The organism is Salegentibacter sp. BLCTC (genome assembly GCF_015143665.1).
In the GTDB taxonomy this organism is placed as follows: domain Bacteria; phylum Bacteroidota; class Bacteroidia; order Flavobacteriales; family Flavobacteriaceae; genus Salegentibacter; species Salegentibacter maritimus.
Window position 1 is genome coordinate 137,105 of sequence record NZ_WYEW01000007.1, and the last position, 18,416, is coordinate 155,520.

General features: G+C 37.1%; 18 protein-coding genes. 2 read left to right on the plus strand and 16 right to left on the minus strand.

Translation table 11 applies throughout. The features are described 5' to 3' along the window. Nucleotides 1–42 precede the first annotated feature (42 nt). Together GUB10_RS10265 and GUB10_RS10270 are read left to right on the plus strand one after the other, a co-directional pair. Nucleotides 43–2,079, plus strand: coding sequence for a thioredoxin domain-containing protein (locus GUB10_RS10265; RefSeq protein WP_193711361.1), 2,037 nt, complete (start codon nt 43–45; stop codon nt 2,077–2,079). A 78-nt stretch (nt 2,080–2,157) separates the two neighbouring features. Continuing rightward, nucleotides 2,158–3,030, plus strand: a complete 873-nt coding sequence (locus GUB10_RS10270; RefSeq protein ID WP_193711362.1) for a mechanosensitive ion channel family protein — start codon at nt 2,158–2,160, stop codon at nt 3,028–3,030. Here the strand turns inward: GUB10_RS10270 and tsaB are convergent. The 16 genes from tsaB to GUB10_RS10350 all read right to left on the minus strand — a co-directional run bounded on the left by tsaB (nt 3,027) and on the right by GUB10_RS10350 (nt 18,380). Then, complete coding sequence (gene tsaB / locus GUB10_RS10275; RefSeq protein WP_193711363.1) at nt 3,027–3,686, minus strand: tRNA (adenosine(37)-N6)-threonylcarbamoyltransferase complex dimerization subunit type 1 TsaB; 660 nt, start codon at nt 3,684–3,686, stop codon at nt 3,027–3,029. The genes GUB10_RS10270 and tsaB overlap by 4 nt on opposite strands. Before the next feature lie 13 nt (nt 3,687–3,699). Further along, nucleotides 3,700–4,932 (minus strand): efflux RND transporter periplasmic adaptor subunit, encoded by a 1,233-nt coding sequence (locus GUB10_RS10280; RefSeq protein WP_193711364.1) that lies wholly within the window; start codon nt 4,930–4,932, stop codon nt 3,700–3,702. 3 nt (nt 4,933–4,935) lie between these two features. Then, on the minus strand, nt 4,936–6,375 hold the full coding sequence (locus GUB10_RS10285) for a TolC family protein (protein ID WP_193711365.1): 1,440 nt from the start codon (nt 6,373–6,375) through the stop codon (nt 4,936–4,938). Nucleotides 6,376–6,437: 62 nt separating this feature from the next. After that, nucleotides 6,438–7,556, minus strand: a complete 1,119-nt coding sequence (locus tag GUB10_RS10290) for an efflux RND transporter periplasmic adaptor subunit (RefSeq protein ID WP_193711366.1) — start codon at nt 7,554–7,556, stop codon at nt 6,438–6,440. 27 nt (nt 7,557–7,583) lie between these two features. Further along, nucleotides 7,584–8,849, minus strand: coding sequence for an ABC transporter permease (locus GUB10_RS10295; RefSeq protein WP_193711367.1), 1,266 nt, complete (start codon nt 8,847–8,849; stop codon nt 7,584–7,586). Nucleotide 8,850: 1 nt separating this feature from the next. Further along, a complete protein-coding gene (locus tag GUB10_RS10300; protein ID WP_193711368.1) occupies nt 8,851–10,098 on the minus strand; it encodes an ABC transporter permease in 1,248 nt (415 codons plus the stop codon). Continuing rightward, nucleotides 10,091–10,792 (minus strand): ABC transporter ATP-binding protein, encoded by a 702-nt coding sequence (locus GUB10_RS10305; protein WP_193711369.1) that lies wholly within the window; start codon nt 10,790–10,792, stop codon nt 10,091–10,093. The genes GUB10_RS10300 and GUB10_RS10305 overlap by 8 nt, the downstream gene beginning before the upstream one ends. Before the next feature lie 104 nt (nt 10,793–10,896). After that, nucleotides 10,897–11,130, minus strand: coding sequence for a hypothetical protein (locus GUB10_RS10310; protein ID WP_193711370.1), 234 nt, complete (start codon nt 11,128–11,130; stop codon nt 10,897–10,899). A 94-nt stretch (nt 11,131–11,224) separates the two neighbouring features. Continuing rightward, nucleotides 11,225–11,764, minus strand: coding sequence for a DUF420 domain-containing protein (locus GUB10_RS10315; protein ID WP_193711371.1), 540 nt, complete (start codon nt 11,762–11,764; stop codon nt 11,225–11,227). Further along, nucleotides 11,761–12,498, minus strand: a complete 738-nt coding sequence (locus GUB10_RS10320) for an SCO family protein (RefSeq protein ID WP_193711372.1) — start codon at nt 12,496–12,498, stop codon at nt 11,761–11,763. The genes GUB10_RS10315 and GUB10_RS10320 overlap by 4 nt, the downstream gene beginning before the upstream one ends. Nucleotides 12,499–12,500: 2 nt before the next feature. Continuing rightward, the gene (locus tag GUB10_RS10325) at nt 12,501–13,145 is read right to left on the minus strand and encodes a hypothetical protein (protein WP_193711373.1); all 645 of its coding nucleotides are present in this window, start codon (nt 13,143–13,145) and stop codon (nt 12,501–12,503) included. 87 nt (nt 13,146–13,232) lie between these two features. Then, nucleotides 13,233–13,595, minus strand: a complete 363-nt coding sequence (locus GUB10_RS10330) for a cytochrome C oxidase subunit IV family protein (protein ID WP_193711374.1) — start codon at nt 13,593–13,595, stop codon at nt 13,233–13,235. Nucleotides 13,596–13,613: 18 nt separating this feature from the next. Next, nucleotides 13,614–14,594 carry a cytochrome c oxidase subunit 3 gene (locus tag GUB10_RS10335; RefSeq protein WP_193711375.1) on the minus strand — a complete coding sequence of 327 codons (981 nt, stop codon included), beginning with the start codon at nt 14,592–14,594 and terminating at the stop codon, nt 13,614–13,616. Between the two features lie 47 nt (nt 14,595–14,641). After that, nucleotides 14,642–15,223 (minus strand): cytochrome c oxidase subunit 3, encoded by a 582-nt coding sequence (locus GUB10_RS10340; RefSeq protein WP_193711376.1) that lies wholly within the window; start codon nt 15,221–15,223, stop codon nt 14,642–14,644. After that, nucleotides 15,214–16,116 carry a heme o synthase gene (gene cyoE / locus GUB10_RS10345; protein ID WP_193711377.1) on the minus strand — a complete coding sequence of 301 codons (903 nt, stop codon included), beginning with the start codon at nt 16,114–16,116 and terminating at the stop codon, nt 15,214–15,216. Before cyoE ends, GUB10_RS10340 begins: the two co-directional genes overlap by 10 nt. Before the next feature lie 161 nt (nt 16,117–16,277). After that, complete coding sequence (locus tag GUB10_RS10350) at nt 16,278–18,380, minus strand: gliding motility protein RemB (protein WP_193711378.1); 2,103 nt, start codon at nt 18,378–18,380, stop codon at nt 16,278–16,280. Nucleotides 18,381–18,416: the final 36 nt, after the last annotated feature.

An 18,416-nucleotide genomic window follows, 5' to 3' on the forward strand; every position in this document is an offset into this window, starting at 1 on the left:
CCCTGGGATTCCGGGGAGCGTTTTTGATTTTAAAAACAGTATATGGCCAAACCTAAATTTACCAATAAACTAATTAACGAAACAAGTCCTTACCTCCTACAACACGCCCACAATCCAGTAAACTGGGAAGGCTGGAATACACAAAGCCTGGAAAAAGCGCGCAGGGAAAATAAGCTCCTACTCATAAGCGTGGGCTATTCTGCCTGTCACTGGTGCCACGTAATGGAACACGAAAGCTTTGAAGATGAATCTGTTGCCGAAATTATGAATCGGCATTTTGTAAATATAAAAGTTGATAGAGAAGAACGCCCCGATATAGACCAGGTTTATATGAATGCTATTCAAATAATGACAGGCACAGGCGGTTGGCCAATGAATATTGTAGCATTACCAGACGGCAGACCTGTTTGGGGTGGCACCTATTTTAGAAAAGACCAATGGAAAGATGCTTTAAAACAACTCTCTACACTTTACCATACTAAACCCAACGAAATGAAAGACTATGCCGCTAAACTGGAAGCAGGTTTAAAACGGCTACAACTCATTGAAACTCCCAAAGAAGAAACCCCCTTTGCTCCTCAATTTTTGAAAAATATGCTGCAAAAATGGAGAAAAACATTTGACCTTAAAAATGGCGGTTCGCAGGGCGCCCCTAAGTTTATGCTTCCGGTAAGCTTGTCTTTTCTATTCAGATATGCCGTGCAACACGATAGCAAGGATGTCTTTGAACATTGTATACATAGCTTAAACAAGATTTCATATGGCGGGATCTTTGACCATATTGGCGGTGGTTTCTCAAGATACTCGGTAGATGAGCGCTGGCATGTACCCCATTTTGAAAAAATGCTTTACGACAATGCTCAACTGGTAAGTCTCTACAGCAAAGCTTTTGCTTTCAAGAAAAACCAATGGTACAAAGAAGTGGTTTACAAAACCCTTAATTTTATAAAAGAGGAATTAACAGCTAATAACGGAGCCTTTTATTCTGCTTTAGATGCAGACAGTAAAGATAAAAGCGACAACAAAAAAGAAGGTGCCTATTATGTTTGGGAGAAAGATGATTTACAAAAGTTACTTCAAGAAGACTTCTACATATTTGAAGCCTACTATAATATAAATTCGTTCGGGAAATGGGAAGAGAACAATTATGTGCTTATTCGATCTAAAAGCGATAAAGAGATTGCCGAGACATTTAAACTCAAACCATCAAAACTAGAAGAAAAGAAAAAACACTGGACTAAAATTTTAAAAAAAGAACGTGACAAAAGACTAAAACCCGAACTGGACGATAAAAGCTTAACTTCCTGGAACGCCCTTATGCTAAACGGATATGTAGATGCCTATAAAGCTTTTGGGGAACCAAAATTCCTTGAAAATGCATTAAAAAACGCAGCATTTCTTCAAGAACAGCAGTTAAAAACAGATTATAGGCTTTGGCATAGTTTTAAAGATGGTAAAAGCTCTATAAATGCTTACCTGGAAGACTATGCCCTTTGTACCGAAGCCTTTCTTAATTTATATGAAGCCACTTTCGAAGAAAAATGGCTTGAAATAGCAAAACATTTAATCCTGGTTTGCCTTGAAGACTTTCAGGATAAAAAATCGGGAATGTTCTATTTCACCTCTTGTAGAGATGAAGCTTTAATTACCAGAAACTATGAATTGAATGATAATGTGATACCAGCTTCAAATTCAGTCATGGCCAAAAATCTATTTAAACTTTCCTGTATAACAGGAAATAGGGAGTATTACGATTTATCGGAGAAAATGCTGAGAATAGTTCAACCTCAAATAGAAACCCATCCGCAGTCTTATGCAAACTGGCTGGATTTGATGCTAAATTTTACCGAGTCTTTTAATGAAATAGCGATTATGGGCAAAAATGCACTTTCTATAAAAAAGCAACTCCAACAAGAGTTCCTTCCAAACTGTGTTTTTGCAGGCTCTACAAGGACATCAGAAATTTCGATTCTAAAAAACCGATTTAGTGATAATAAAGACTTAATTTATATCTGTAGCGGCGGAAAGTGCGATCTTCCTTTAAACTCTGTTGAAAAAGCCATTGAAAAACTAAAATGATTTTAACAAAAATTAAACAAGAAAAGTTCTTTTAAATGAAAAAATATTGGTCAATTTGCCTTAAAAATATTTTACCTTATGGAACAACTTGACGATTGGGGCGATATCGCAAAAGAATACGCAGACAAATTTATTGACTATCTACCTACTTTAATAGGCGCTTTAGCGCTCCTAATAATTGGCCTTTGGGTAATAGGTTTAATTGTAAAGTATGTAGAAAAGTTATTCAAAAAGAAAGATTACGATAAAACCTTAGAAATTTTCACTTTAAATGCGCTAAGGTGGGGACTTAAAATATTATTATTTGTTCTCTTTATCACACAACTTGGTGTACAGAGCGCCTCTTTGGTAGCCGCGCTTGGTGCTGCTGGTTTAGCCATTGGTCTAGCTATGCAGGGATCACTCTCTAATTTGGCCGGTGGTGTTATCTTAATAATTTTAAAACCTTTTAAAGTTGGAGATTGGATAGAAGTACAGGGGGTTTCTGGAACCGTAGTTGAGATATCGTTGTTTTACACCAAACTAGATACTTTCGGAAATCAGCGGGCGGTAATTCCAAATGGTGAATTAAGTAATGATAATATTATTAATTACAGCTATAATGGTACAAGAAAAGAAAATCTAAGTTTTGGAATTTCTTATGATGATGATTTAAAGAAAGCCAAGGAAGTTTTAAGAAACCTTGTAGAGGAGCAGGAAGATGTACTTAAAGATCCGGCACCGCAAGTTATTGTTTCTGAACTGGGCGCCGATTCAGTTAATTTTTCAGTAAGGTATTTTGCTGAAAACAGTAAATTCTGGGATCTACACTGGTATATGATTGAAGAAGGAAAAATAAGACTGGAAGAAGCCGGTATGACAATTCCTTATCCCCAAAGAGATGTTTATCTTTACGATCAAACTAAAATGAACGGTACGGTAGAAAAGAGGTCCAAAAACAAGGCCGATTAACCGGCAATAAAATCTTTTAAATAATAAGGTTCAAAATAAGCGACATCTTCGGTGTCGCTTATTTTGTATTTAGCTTCTGCTAATGAACACATTTCTTTTGCCGATGGTAATTTATCTAAAATAAACCTGGCATTTGAATGGGTGCAAATTGCTTTAAATTTCTCTACCCCATTTCCTACAAATATCGTTGTATTCTTTTCAAGAAAATGACTAAAAGAATTTTCATCCAGGACTTCAGCTTTAGTTTCTCTTAGTTCATCCAGATTTTCATCAAAAACACTGGCATAAACTTCCATTCGGCGTGCATCTAACATGGGAACAATAAAGCCTTTCTCAAGTTCAACTTGCGCAGCCAGCGAATTTAAGGTAGGAATGGCTATTAAAGGAATATCCAAAGAAAAACATAGTCCTTTGGCTGCAGAAACCCCTATTCTCAAGCCTGTGTAAGAACCAGGACCTTTACTAACGGCCACTGCATCCAGATTCTGAACGCCTAAATTGTTTTCATTTAAAATTTCATCTATAAAAACGTGCAACTTCTCGGCGTGCGAATAATTATTGCTTTTATCTTCTTTTAAAGCTAATAACTGCCCATCCTTTGAAAGTGCAACAGAGCAATTGGTGGTAGCGGTTTCCAGGCAAAGTATTAAAGCCATGTTTTATGTTTTCTTATTTCTTAATTACCTCAACATCATCGCCTTCTTTAAGGCTTTTAGTTACGGTATTATAGGGTCCTGTAATTACGGTTTCTCCTTCGGTTAAACCTTCGGTAATTTCTATATTACTATCATCCTGAATTCCGGTAGAAACCTTTCTTAGTTGAGCTTTTTCTCCATCCTTTAGAAAAACGGCCTCGTATTTTTGTTCTTCGCTTTTGGTCTTTGTAGTATCACTTTTTATTACAATTGCACTAATAGGAACCCCTATAATAGCATCTTTTCTATTGGTAATAATATCTACTGTAGCGGTCATACCGGGTCTAAAAGGAGAATAATTATCAGGTTTTTCTTTTAAAAGCTCTTTATAAGATTCCTCTAAAATACGAACTTTCACTTTAAAATTAGTCACCTGGTCGGTGGTAAGTGCAGCATCGGCCGAATTTGAAATTTCGGTAACAATCCCTTTAAACTCTTCTCCTAAATAAGCATCTACCTCTACAATAGTAGAATCGCCTACCTCAACCTTTACAATATCATTTTCATTTACGTCTACTTCTACCTCCATGTTGGTAAGGTTGGCTACCCTAAGAATTTCGGTACCCGCCATTTGTTGGGTTCCAACAACCCTTTCACCCAATTCTGCATCTAATTTTGAAATGGTACCGCTCATAGGTGCGTAAATATTTGTACGCCCAAGGTTATCCTGAGCTTCCTTTACAGTAGCCGATGTACTTTGCATATTGTAATAGGCCGATTCTTTATTGGCTTTCGCTACTTCATATTCTGAAACAACCCTATCCCACTCGGCTTTCGAAATCACTCCCTTTTCAAAAAGGCTTTTGTTCCGGTTATAATTTGCTTCCGCTTGTTTTAAACTTGCCTGAGCCTGGGCATAATTTGCACGGGAAGTTTCAAGGCCTGCCTGTGCCCTATTCACGTTAGATTGATAAATATCTGGGTTTACCCTAACCAACAAATCTCCTTTTTCTACAGCCTGACCTTCTACCACAGGAAGTTCTATTATTTCACCAGAAACTTCAGAAGATAATTTAACTTCAATCTCAGGTTGAATTTTTCCCGTAGCCGATACAGTTTCTACAATATCTATAGGCTCTATTTTGGTGATCTCTACTTCTTTAAAATTACCGGTTTTTCCAAACCAGCCTGCTTTTTTTCCCACTATTAGCAATAGAATAAGTGCTACAGCAATTCCAATAATTATAAAAAGCGTCTTTTTCTTCATGATTTAAAATTTAAGATCGGTCACCGGTACTCCAAAATATAGTTCAAGTACTTTTAGTTTAAAAATATAATCGTATTTGGTTCTAAGCACTTCACTTTGTGCATTTTCATACCTTAATTTTGCCTGGCTAAACTCAAAGGCATTAGAAATCCCTACATCAAAACGCTGTGTAGAGTATTCAAAAGCCTGTTCTTGTGCATTAGCTGCAACCAAAGAAGCTTCATAAGCTTCAAAAGCTCCTTCGGCATCTACATACGCCTGATACACATTCGCTTCAAGATCTAATTCGGCCTGCTCCAACTGATACTCGGCCCGCTTTGCATTTACCTGGCTTCTTCTAACCTGGTTTCTTGTAGCTAATCCATTAAAAATTGGCACACTAACCTGAACACCATAACTTATACCATCGTTGCGCTGTAATTGCTCAAAAAACGGCAAAGGACTTCCAATAGTTGTTAAAACATTGGGAGCAACTACAATATCCCCGGTGCTTTCAACTACCCCTATTTCACGAGTAGGATCGTTGGGATCTACTTCTGCCCCTACAACTCTTCCCTGACCAGATTCACGGGTATTATAATTAAAGAAGGCGCCCACGCTTGGGTAGTAAGCTCCTTTAGCTATTTCTACATCTTTTTGGGCTATTTCCTTATTAGCTTCTGCAATCTTAATTTCAGATCTTTCTTCTTTGGCCCGCTCTACTATATCTTCTACCGGATTGTCCAAAATTTCGGTTCCAAAAATATCGTAACCCGATTCTACGATATCAAAATTCTCGTAATCTTTTATTAGCAGCGTTTGTGCTAAACTAATAAGTGAAATTCTAATATTGTTTTGAGCCACAATTATACGCTGTTTCTCATCGGCAAAAGTAGCTTCAATTTCCAGAAGATCTCCTTTAGGCAAAGAACCGGCTTCTACCAGTTCTTCTGTGCGCTCCATTTGCTCACGGGTAACCTCGTTTTGCATTTTAAGAATCTCCAGGTTCTGTTTATTAAAAAGCACTTGCAAATAGGCATCTGCAACAAAAAGAGTGATATCGTCCTTCATTTTATCAAGCGCATACTGGCTGGCCAGTTTAGAAATTTTTGCCCGTTGCAATTCCTTAAAGTTTCTTAGTCCGTCAAAAAGGTTTAGACTGGCGGTAACCCCTGCAGAAAAATTTCTGGTAGTCTGGGTTTGCAATACCCCGGTGGTTACATTTTGTGTAAGCCCTGTATTCCAGGAATTGGTGGCCGAAGCATTTACATTGGGCAGGAAGTTACCAAAGGCATCTTTTTTTCCTAATTCGGCAAGTTCTACATCCAGCTCGCTTTGTTTTACTGAAATATTATTCTCTAATGCGTAGTTTACGCATTCCTGAAGTGTCCATTTGTTATTTTCCTGAGCTTTTACAAATAAACCAGAAAATAACAGTATGACTAATAAGTTATATTTTTTCATAATCGGGATTGTGGTTGATGAGTCTGCGAAATTCTTAACTTGTTACATTTTGAAGTAAAAATCTATTTTCCGGCGAATTCAGGTCCGGGTTGCACCTTGTTCCAAACCTTAATCTTATCGTCTTCAGAAATTCCTTCTTTCACCTCTACCTGAATCCCATCACTAATTCCCAACGTCAAATCCCTTCTTTCAAATTGCTGATCTCCGGTCTGTACTTCCACGAAAGGATCCTGAGTTTTAGGATCGAATTGAACAAGTGCTTCTTTAATGGCCAAAACCTCATCTGCCCTATCTAAAATAATGGAAGCATTGGCACTTAAACCGGCTCTAATAAAAGTCGTATCGGCTTTATTTAGGGTTCCTTTTATCTCAAACTGAATGGCTCCATTTTCATCTACACCTTTTGGGGCTATATAATCCAAAACAGCATTAAAAGTTTTATTCTCTATAGCACCTACTGTTACTTCTAAAGGCAAACCTTCTTTAATTTTACCTACTTCGCTTTCATCAACTTTCCCCTCAAAAATCATTTCGTTCACATCGGCCAGAGTAGCCAGGGTAGTACCGTCATTAAAATTATTACTTTCAATTACCTGGTTCCCTACTTTTACAGGAACGTCAAGTACCATTCCGTCTACCGTGGAGCGTATAAGTGTATTAGCCGCACTCCCTATACCACTGGTAGTTCCTGTTTGTACAATTTCAAAGTTTTGTTGAGCAGAACGGTAATTTTGCTGCATTCTTTTATAGTTGGCTTCGGCATTATCGAAATCGTTTTGAGAAATCACACCTTTTTCAAATAAGGATTTCTGCCTCTCAAATGACTTTTTCTCATTATCTAAATTGATTTTAGCTGTAGCTACCGCATCTTTTGCACTTTGCAATGAATTTACATTTGGAATAACCCTTATTTTTGCGATAAGGTCTCCAGCTTTCACCTTCTCTCCGGCCTCAATGTATATTTCATCTATAATCCCGGAAATATTAGGTTTTATAAGCACTTCTTCCTTGGGTACGATATTACCGGTAGCTACGGTTTTTTTAACAATGGTCTCTACATAAGCCTGTTCGGTTTCATAAACCCTGGGATCTTCCTGGTTTTTCTGAAACAAATAGTATAATGCCCCGACAAAAACCACGGCGATCAATACTAAAATTGAAATGGTAACTGTTTTTTTCATTTTTTGATTGTATTTATCTTCTTTTCTTTACTCAGTTCTTAACGCATCTACAGGCTTTATTTTAATTGCATTTTGAGCCGGAATAAGCCCCGCTAACAAACCTGAACATACCAAAATAGCAAGGGCAGTAAGTACAACTCCTAAATCCACACTTGGGTTTGCAAACATCATTTCGGAAGTATCCATTCCACTTAAAGCATAATTTACTGTCGCAATTATTCCGGTAGCGAAAATAATACCGGCCATTCCCGAAATAATAGTCAGAAAAATAGACTCCATTAAGATTTGCCCCCTTATTGACCATGGAGTGGCACCAAGAGCACGTCTCACTCCAATTTCATTCGTTCTCTCTTTCACTACAATTAGCATAATATTGCTAATTCCTATTATACCGGAGAGCAACACCAAAATACCTACAAAGTAGGCCACTGCCTTAAGTGCTACAAACAAACCGTTTACCCTATTAAACTCTTCATATAAATCGAAGTTCCCTACCGCCCTGTCATCTTCAGGGTGAATTGAATGCCTGGTTTTTATAAGATCTAAAATGCTGGATTTTAAACTGGTAATAGAGTTTTCATCATTTGCGGTAATCGCCATCCAGCCCACGGTATCTCCCATATTAAAAGCCTGGGAAAAAGCTGTAAATGGAACATAGATTTGTTTTTGAGCTTCTTCTACGTTTCCGCCTCCACCACCTTTTTTCTTGTAGGTTCCAATTACCATAAAATTTACTCCATTAATTTTAAGATAAGTCCCTAAAACTTCTTCATCTTTCTCATAAAGTTCCCGTTTTACGCCTTCTCCAATAATGGCTACTTTACGCTTCTCCTGAATATCTAAATAGTTTATAAACCTTCCGGAAGTAATATCCATGGGCTCCTGTTGAATAATCTCAGGATAATCGCCATAGACATTAAAAGCACCGGTTTGAAGGCCTCTAACTACATTGTTATTTCCCCCAAAACCACCTAATTGATTCCTTGGAGAAATAAATCTAAGACCGGGAACATTCTCTCTAAGCGCTTCTACATCTGCTGTTTTAAAATTGTACCTTCTTCCTTTAGGCAAACCTTTATAAGGTTTAGAGGCTGTTTGCGTCCACATAAACATGGTATTTGTAGCTATGCCCCCAAAACCTTTTTTTACACCATTTTCAAGTCCCTTTCCTGCCGCCAATAAAATAACAAGAATAAAGATACCCCACATTACGCCAAACGCAGTAAGGATAGTCCTAAACCAGTTAGAGCTTAATGCTTCAATTATTTCACTCCATTTATCCCTGCTAAACATACTATTCGTCTCTTAGTGCTACAATGGGTTTAATTCTCGCAGCCCTCCAGGCAGGAAAAAACCCTGCTATGGCACCGGCAAGTATCAAGATAAAAACGGTGGTAAGTGCTACATTAAAATTAACGGCAGGATTAGCAATGTAGGGAGTTTCTATAAGCGGACCAACAAACTCCAGCAATAGCAAACTGGCTATCAGACCCACAAAACCGGCTATTGCAGTTACAAAAATAGACTCGTGCAAAACCATTCCCACAATAGAGAGCGGCTCTGCCCCCAGGGCTTTTCTGATCCCTATTTCCCGGGTTCTTTCTTTTACTATAATTAGCATGATGTTACTTACGCCCACCACCCCGGCAATAATGGTACAGATCCCCACCCCCCAAAAGAAAAATTTTATCATATCCATTAAATCGTAAAAACGCTTGGCATTTTCCAGGGAATTATTGATACTAACGGCACTTTCATCATCTGGGGCTATGGTATGAGTTTCTTTTAATTGATTTTCTATATCTGCCGAAAAACTACTGGAAGCAGCAAGTGCCTTTTCAAAACTCTCTTCCGGCTCTAAAGTAAAAGCCATATTGGCGATATTATTCGCACCTCCAAATACACGTTGTGCGGTAGAAAGGGGCATAAACACACGACTCTCTTCCCTTTCTCCACCAGGATCGGTATACACTCCAATAACCTTAAAATTTACACCTGAAATCTGAATATACTCCCCTATTGGTTGCTTATTGTCTTTAAAAAGATCGTTCCTAACCTTATTGCCTACCACTAAAACTTTCTCATAATTATGATAATCTTTATAGTTGAGAAAACGGCCTTCTACCATCCCACTATTTTCAAGAAATTGATAATCTGGATAAACCCCTTCTACCCGATAAGAGCCCGACTCCTTCCCATAGTTAACTATACCGTTCCAAATTCTAAAAATAGAAGATTTATACTCTAAATCATCCTGATGTTTTAAGGAGGCATAGTTGAAGTCTTCATTCTTCATTTGAATTCTCCTACCGGGATTTAGCCCCTTGTATTCTTTCGAGGTAACACCTGTGTAGACATAAATAATGTTAGCAGCATCTCTTTTGAATTCCTGGGAAATACCGTTTCGCATCCCCTCCCCAATTCCCAAAAGAATTACTAGAATAAAAATCCCTGAAGCTACCGAAAGGCCAGTTAAAAAGGTTCGTAATTTATTTTTACGAATGGTATCAAAAATCTCTTCCCAACGTTCTAAATCAAACATTTTCCAGTGCTCTTATTTGTTTAACCCTGGTGTCCTGGATTATCTTACCATCTTTTAAATTAACGATCCTCTTGGTCATGGCAGCAATATCGGGCTCGTGGGTAACCACAAGTATGGTTCGACCCTCATCGTTAATTTCCTGGATTAGGTTCATTACTTCATAAGATGTTTTTGAATCTAATGCCCCGGTAGGTTCATCGGCTAAAAGCACCTTTGGATCGCTGGCCAGCGCCCTTGCAATAGCAACCCGCTGTTTTTGACCTCCAGACAATTCATTCGGTAAATGACCGCTCCAATCAGCAAGACCCACCTTTTCCAGATAAGCCATCGCCTTTTCCATGCGCTCGCCCCGATTAATCCCCTGATAATACAAGGGCAGAGCCACATTATCTAAAGCACTTTTATAAGAAATAAGATTAAATGACTGGAAAATAAAACCCAGAAATTTATTACGGTAACGAGCAGCTATCTTTTCATTAAGATTTTTAATAGGTACGCCATCCAGGGTATAAGAGCCTTCATCTAATTCATCTAACATCCCTAAAATATTTAGAAAAGTAGATTTGCCAGATCCGGACGACCCCATAATAGAAACGAGTTCTCCTTCGGCAACGCTAAAATTAATCCCTTTTAAAACGTGTAGCGAACTGCTACCCATCTTATAAGACTTATGAAGATCTCTAATCTCTATCATTGAAATAAAATTACGGGTTACTAACTTTTAGAAAAAGCGTTACCAATAAGACTCTATCACAATGAAAAAGTTACAATATTTTTAAGAAAAAAAATTAGGCTTTCTTAAACTTTCTGAATTTTCTTAGCCTTTTTTCTAGATCGGTAGATAAAAAAACCTAAAGCACCAACCAATAAATATGGAAATGCCATAAGGTAAAGGATACCATTATTAATACCTTTAGCTGCGCTTTGGTCGGTATCACTTTCAAGAACCGCACGACACATAGAACATTGTGCATTGGCCAGCTCGGGCACTAGAATTAGCAGGAAGATAAAAATTAAAAACTTAAGTTTCATAATGGTAATTTCAGACTACAAATTTAAGAATTTTCCCAAACAACTGTTTAGTATAGCTGTTAAGTCTTAATTTCTTCAAGAAGAAGATAGACTACTAATAATAGGGAAACATAAAAATATATACCAACACCCCTGTAATTGCTACATACAGCCATATAGGGAAGGTCCATCGGGCAATTTTTGCGTGCTTTTCATATTCTCCCGTTAAACCTCTGTACATTGTAAAAAGTACTAATGGTACAATAATAGCCGAAAGTACAATATGCGTAATAAGAATAAAGAAATACACAGGTCGCAAAATACCCTCGCCGCCATATGAGACAGGATCATTACTTATTTTTGAGATCACATAGCTCACCAAAAATATAGCTGAAAGCACAAAAGCAGTAATCATAACATTACGATGTAGCTTATACTCTTTAATATTCATAAAGAAATACCCCAGCATTAAAAGAATGGCGGTAGACCCATTTAATACCGCATGGAAAAATGGGAAAGTGCCTGCCTGGGTGCCAAATATATTATAGCGTTCAGGTAAATACATTAAAACAAGTACCAGAGCTGGGACCAATATAGATAAACCAATTATTACCGGTACTGCGATTTTATCTACTTTTGTTAGTGTTCTTTTCACAATAGCTTTTTAATATCTTCGATTAAAATATCAATTTGAGGCTCTTCCTCCCCCTCTATTACAGATTTCTTTCTTTCTACAGATCCACGATAATAAATTATAGGATTTCCAAACCTATCCAGTCGCGATCTAATATAACCCTCCTTATCTACCAAGGCAAACAAGCCCTGATGGGCAAAACCACCGGGAACTTCACTATTTTCTCCTGCATAAATATTAAAACCACCATTGGCAAGCCCATAAATAGCTTCTCTTTCGCCGGTCAATAAATTCCAATTAGGATGATTTATCCCATAGTTTTCTGCATAAGATTTTAAAACCTCAGGGGTATCATGTTTGGGATCTATAGAAAAGGAAGCAATTCCGAAATCATTTTTATTTTTAAATTCTTCCTGAATTTCAACCAAATTTTGGTTCATTATTGGGCAAATTGTAGGGCAGGTAGTAAAAAAGAACTCCGCCACATATACCTTCCCCAGGTAATCTTTATTGGTTATGGTATCTCCGTCTTGATTTATCAATTGAAAATCTGGTGCTTTTTTCTTTTTACCGTTAACCTCTATATAAGTTAAGGGTTTACTGTTATTAGATGTCTTGTCTGCGCCCTTCACATTTAACCTATCGGCCTTCACCACTTCATCCCCGGCAATGGTACTTACAATTTTAGGAATAAAAATAATCCCAAAGATCAAAATAGTTAGGGAAAGGCCTATGTAAGAATATTTTCTCTTCATTTTTAATTATTTTCTCTATCGGCGTTATTCTTTTTTAAAGCTAACCTATATTCAGCAAGAATCACTTTAACATCATCATTCATTTTATCGCTTAACTCTGCAACAGACCTTGAATCGTATCCATAAACTTTTCCAAAATCTTCATCGTCATCCCTACCTCTTAAATTAAATTCTTTATCCACAATAAAAACATAGGGAGTATAAGTGCCTTGTAGGGTATGCGGAGTCTTAAAGCTATTAAAGGTTTCTTTTATAGCCTTAGGTGTACCAAAAACAAACCTCCATTTTTGAGTTTCTGAAATACCGCTGAATTCTTCTTTAAATTTCCTGGCCTCTTCACGCGCTACCTCGGGAAGCACTACAATAAATTGAAAATCGTCGAATTCGTAGTATTTCTCGAGTATTTTTTGATCAAGATTAAAGGTATTCCCTTTTAAGTCATCGAGCTTTTCACCAAAAAAAGCAACGATACTAATTTTATCTTTGAAAGTAACTGTGTTTCCTTCCAGGTCCTGAAATTCAGAAACGTCATTAACCTCTTCGGTTAAAACAGGCAATTTCGCAAAGTTATTTTGCCCTGAAGCAAAAAACATATAAGCAATAATAGGTAATGCAAAGAGTACCAAAAGCACAAAAAACTTTTTCATATCCTATATTTAAAAGTGGCACAAAAATAAAAAGACGGTTTAACAAAACCGCCTTTCTGTACTTTTTTAACTTTTAAGTTCTTTGTCCTAGAAATCCCAGGATACATAACCATTATTAAAGACCTCATAAATATAATCCCCTTCGGTTAAAAGGATAAATATAAGGTAGCTAATAAGAAAAACTGCCGTCCATACTATAGCTCTTCGCAAACCTTTAGTTTCTCCTTCTAAATGCATAAAAGACCAGGCAATATAATAGGCTTTATATATAGTTAGGATAATAAAAATCCAGTTTAGGAGCGACATGCTCAAAAAAGAAGTATCTGTTAGAAATTCGGGTTTAAAAATCCCCAGAACAACTTCAACAATTGTAACTATGGAAAGTATTACAAATACCGTCCAAATCCTTTTTGTATTAGATTCGTGTTGATGTGCTGTATCGTGTGCCATTTTTATTTATTTCTAAAATTAAACCAGGTAAAAGAATGTAAAAACAAATACCCAAACTAAATCCACAAAGTGCCAGTAAAGACCAACCTTTTCTACCATCTCGTAATTCTTTCTACGCTCGTAAGTACCCAAAATAACATTAAAGAAAATTATAATGTTAATAAGCACTCCTGTAAATACGTGAAAACCATGGAAACCGGTAATAAAGAAAAAGAAGTCTGCAAACAACGGCGGGCCGTATTCATTACGGGTAAGGTTAGCTCCCTCTATTACACCTACAGCTTCACTGTTTAACTTAGCAATAGATTCTTCACGAGAGAGAATGGTTTTCTCCCCCTCTTCGTTCATTATTTGTGTTCTTATAAGAAGATCTGAATTTTCTCCAAAGCCTGCTTTCACTTCTTCTATAGAGTAAGATGGCAAAGATTTTTCGCTCTCAAACCAAACCCCGTTTCTCGCCTCATGCTCTACTCTGGGTGAAGCCTGAGAAGCAGCTACATCAGAAAGTGCTACACGATGGCCCTCACTATCTACAAACTGCAGTATATTACCACCTTCTGTATAAACAGCCCCATAAGTACCATTGATAAAGTTTTTCCATTCCCAGGCTTGAGAACCAAGGAAAATAACACCACCAATAATAGTAAGAAACATATAAAATGTAACTTTTCCTTTCTTAAGTTGATGACCAGCATCTACTGCCAAAACCATAGTTACTGACGAGAAGATAAGAATAAAGGTCATTAACGCCACATAATACATTGGAGCGTCTACACCATGTAAAAAAGGAAAGTGATTAAAAACTTCATCGGCAATTGGCCAAGAGTCCATAAATTTAAATCGGGAAAATCCATAAGCTGCAAGAAAACCAGAGAAGGTAAGTGCATCAGAAACGATGAAAAACCACATCATCATTTTGCCATAGCTAGCTTTTAAAGGCTCATTTCCACCACCCCAGGTTTTACCTTCGGTGCCTGTTCTAACAACAGTAGCTTCCATAGAAGAGTTTTTAATTTTTAAGTATTGCGCAAAAATACGCAATTTTATTATTTAAAGAAATATAAAAATACAAACAGGTATATCCACATAAGATCAAGAAAATGCCAAAAAGTGCCACCTAGCTCAATACCAAGCATTTGACCTTTTTTATATCTTTGTTTAAAATGGTTATAAATTACCACCAAAAGCGTGATCACACCTACAGCCAAATGCACCAAATGCACTAAAACAAGCACATAAATAAAAGAAGTGGTAATACTACTTTCGCTTCCGGTAAAGTAATAGCCTTTAGCTATAATCTCAGAAAACCCATTAAATTGCAGCACCATAAACAGCACAGCCAGGACCAGGGTGCCAATCAACATCGCCGAGGCATTTCTTCGGTTTCCAGACAAAATGCTTTGTTTTGCCAGAATAAAAGTAATACTACTCAAAACTATTACAAGGGTACTCCAAAAAAAAGCAGACGGCAATTCGAATTCTGTTAGCCAATCTGGCCTTGTTTTACTCACAACATAAGCACTTGTTAATCCACCAAAGGTCATGATCATGCTTATTATCCCAAACCAGAGCATCATTTTCTTAGCCCTGTCATATTTATGTTTTTCTTCACCTTGAGTTAAATCCATTGTCTTATAAATTTATCTAAAACATATACAATTTGTAGCAGCGTAATATAAGATACACTCGCAAACATTAATTTTTTTGCGGCCTGGGCAGTTTTTTCTTTATACAACCTTATCGCATAATACAGCATTCCCAAACCAAGTAAAAGAATAACGACACCTGCGACGGGAGTTAGAAAAAGTTTATCTGTAACCCCAAATACCGGAACTAATGACACTAAAACGGTCCATATTGAATAAAGAATAATCTGTATAGCCGTTCCCTTATCCCGCTTTCCGGTAGGCAACATAAAAAAGCCACCTTTTTTATAGTCGTCGTACAACCACCAACCAATTGCCCAAAAATGCGGAAACTGCCAAAAAAATTGAATCATAAACAAAGTACCCGGCTCTATACTAAAATCTCCGGTAGCAGCAACCCAACCCAACATAAAAGGAATGGCCCCGGGAATAGCTCCTACAAATACAGATAATGGGGTTTTAGTCTTAAGAGGCGTATAAACACTTACATATATAAAAATACTTATTGCCCCAAACATCGCAGTCTTTGGGTTAATAATATATAAGACTACAAGTCCGCAAATAGTAAAAACACTGGCAATTAAAAAAGCAGTACTTACCGACATTCTTCCACCCGGAATAGGACGATTTTTAGTACGATCCATAAGGGCGTCTAAATTACGCTCTATAATCTGGTTATAGGCATTTGACGCTCCAACCATAAAGTAACCACCAACAGCCAAAAGGAAAACGGTCACAAAATCTATATTATCGGCTCCTAAAAAATATCCTGCTACCGATGAAAAAACAACGCTTACAGCAAGCCTTACTTTGGTAATCTCTTTAAAGTCTGTTACGATAGAAGCCGAGGAAGTATGTACGCCGGTGCTGCTCAAAAATAGTTTTTTAAATTGGCGCAAAGATACTCCTTAATTAGGTTTTGGCAAGGGGGCAAAAATGTTAATTTTAAGCACTTAAGGATTTGCTGAAATATTGAAAGATAATTACCACTCACGACTTCCGGTAGTGGTTATAGATTTACAACAGAAATCAGATTTTAATAATCGTAGTACCAGTTAAAAATATCGGTTCTTATACCAAAGTTTAACCAACTTGTGGTATTGTCAAAATAAGAAGCTGTATCTAAACGAGGATTAAAAGAACGATATATAAAGCTCCCGTATAATTTTAAATTCGTTGCCGGGTTCACAATATAACCGGCTTCAATACTACCAAACAAAGATTTAGTGGTATTTCCCTGGCCAACTTTCACTCCAACATCAAACGGACGTTGCCGTTCACTACTATAAATATCACCACCATAAGCCTGCGCATCGGTATTGTCGAAACCGCGTTTACCATAAATTACTTTAACATTTCCATACCACCTGTTTTTCTTATAACGAGCAATAGCAAGTATTTCCCTAAAATTAGCACCCCATAAATGAGCCATAGATTGGTTATTATGGCCGTAATTTAAAACTCCGGTATTATGCGAATATGTATAAGGACGCACCTGGTTATATTCAAGCTGAAGATAAAGCCCCGGCACCTTAAACGCATCAAAATATTTGACCCCCAGTTGGTAACCAAGTTTATTCTTCCAGCTTTGCTGCCCTCCGAATACATCGGAAGTAGAAAATTCGTCTATTACAAATTGGCCATACGCGTTTATAGTGTTTGAAAACTTATATTTTGAAGAAAGCCCAATAATAGCATTTCCACCCCTGGCACCGGTAGAAAACTCAATAGCCCTATAAAAAATTACCGGGTTCAAATAATTTAAATCGAAGCCCCGGTTGTTATCATTTTCCCAAACCACAGATTCAAACAAACCAATATTAAGCCTTTTGGTAACATTATAGCTTAAATAATGACTTGCCATATATTTTGTCCTAAAAGAACCACTGGCCGTAACTTCTGGCCGCACATCCCGCAAAGACATCCAGGTATTGGTATATTTCAGCTTCCAAAATGTAGTATTCAGTTTAAAATATGGATAAGGCGAAGCATTATCGCTCATTAAAAGCGACCTATAGCCATCCCCTATAAAATTCTTGCCGTGTCCAAACTGCAAATTAAAAAATTTATTGGGCGTGTAAGACAAGTATCCTTCGGCTACAGGATAATCATAACCTTCATCCATAAAAGGTTTAGCAATACCTCTACCGGGAATTATAGCAGGATCTCCCCCATCTGGCCTTAAAGATTCTGCAAAACGATTATAATAGTCGGCAAACCTACCTTGATTCTCGTAAGCAACGGTGTAAAAATTAAGCTTCTTACCTAACCCACCCTGAAAAACTAGCGCCCGGGTATTATTATAGGTAAAATCGAAGTCTTTTTGCTGAAAATCTTTACCTAACTGAAGATCTAAAGCAAAATCTAAAGTAAACCAATAATCTTCGGTTTGAAATTGCGCCAGATGCTCATTAAGCAATTTGCGACCTAACCATGAATTTACCTTCTTAAGCTGAGTATCTTCTTCCTTTTTGAAATTATAATACTTAGAAACCTCAGAAAAAAGTAACGGTTTTGAAGCAGCATGTGTATTGACGCCAATCCTATTAAATTCAGCATCAAACCGACTATAATATTCATGAGAAAGCGGGATATTTATCTGGCTCTCATACCTAGGCCGTGTAAATTTGCCGGGTTGAATTTCATCATATTCATTATCAATGTCATTATCAGTCTGAAATAATACCGATTCGCTTTTATGATTCCCTTTATAAGCCTGTTGAAATTGTTCCAGGTTTAAAGATAGTGGAATTTTAACCGGCATTCTAAACTGAGCAAAAACAGGCCTGGCGTTGTAAGTAGCCGGCTGTATTGTAGGAAGCATATTAAAAACACGCTGCATCTCTTCTTTCAACTCAACGTAGGCTGCATCTAAATAAAGTACCTGAAAAGCACCAAATTTATCAACTTCAAAAACCACCTTCACCTCTCCCCTATAATCCTCATCAATCACTTTAGAAGGAACGATATAATTAGCAAGGATAAACTCGCGTAAAGTATTCTTAAAACAAGCTTCTTTATTTTCAAAATCTACCGTGGAGCATTGCGGAAATTCAGGAAAGCGCTGAACATTGCTTTGAGCCTGGAATTTAAAATTATTTATAATTAATAAAACCAGAAGAAACAAATAGCTCTTCATACTCAAATTGAAGAAAGGTTGGTTACACTCTGGAAA

Bases quoted from the DNA above. Each gene is read 5' to 3' on its own strand.
- GUB10_RS10265 (WP_193711361.1), top strand. From the start codon at position 43: ATGGCCAAACCTAAATTTACCAATAAACTAATTAACGAAACAAGTCCT.
- GUB10_RS10270 (WP_193711362.1), top strand. From the start codon at position 2,158: ATGGAACAACTTGACGATTGGGGCGATATCGCAAAAGAATACGCAGAC.
- tsaB (WP_193711363.1), bottom strand. From the start codon at position 3,686: ATGGCTTTAATACTTTGCCTGGAAACCGCTACCACCAATTGCTCTGTT.
- GUB10_RS10280 (WP_193711364.1), bottom strand. From the start codon at position 4,932: ATGAAGAAAAAGACGCTTTTTATAATTATTGGAATTGCTGTAGCACTT.
- GUB10_RS10285 (WP_193711365.1), bottom strand. From the start codon at position 6,375: ATGAAAAAATATAACTTATTAGTCATACTGTTATTTTCTGGTTTATTT.
- GUB10_RS10290 (WP_193711366.1), bottom strand. From the start codon at position 7,556: ATGAAAAAAACAGTTACCATTTCAATTTTAGTATTGATCGCCGTGGTT.
- GUB10_RS10295 (WP_193711367.1), bottom strand. From the start codon at position 8,849: ATGTTTAGCAGGGATAAATGGAGTGAAATAATTGAAGCATTAAGCTCT.
- GUB10_RS10300 (WP_193711368.1), bottom strand. From the start codon at position 10,098: ATGTTTGATTTAGAACGTTGGGAAGAGATTTTTGATACCATTCGTAAA.
- GUB10_RS10305 (WP_193711369.1), bottom strand. From the start codon at position 10,792: ATGATAGAGATTAGAGATCTTCATAAGTCTTATAAGATGGGTAGCAGT.
- GUB10_RS10310 (WP_193711370.1), bottom strand. From the start codon at position 11,130: ATGAAACTTAAGTTTTTAATTTTTATCTTCCTGCTAATTCTAGTGCCC.
- GUB10_RS10320 (WP_193711372.1), bottom strand. From the start codon at position 12,498: ATGAAGAGAAAATATTCTTACATAGGCCTTTCCCTAACTATTTTGATC.
- GUB10_RS10325 (WP_193711373.1), bottom strand. From the start codon at position 13,145: ATGAAAAAGTTTTTTGTGCTTTTGGTACTCTTTGCATTACCTATTATT.
- GUB10_RS10330 (WP_193711374.1), bottom strand. From the start codon at position 13,595: ATGGCACACGATACAGCACATCAACACGAATCTAATACAAAAAGGATT.
- GUB10_RS10335 (WP_193711375.1), bottom strand. From the start codon at position 14,594: ATGGAAGCTACTGTTGTTAGAACAGGCACCGAAGGTAAAACCTGGGGT.
- GUB10_RS10340 (WP_193711376.1), bottom strand. From the start codon at position 15,223: ATGGATTTAACTCAAGGTGAAGAAAAACATAAATATGACAGGGCTAAG.
- GUB10_RS10350 (WP_193711378.1), bottom strand. From the start codon at position 18,380: ATGAAGAGCTATTTGTTTCTTCTGGTTTTATTAATTATAAATAATTTT.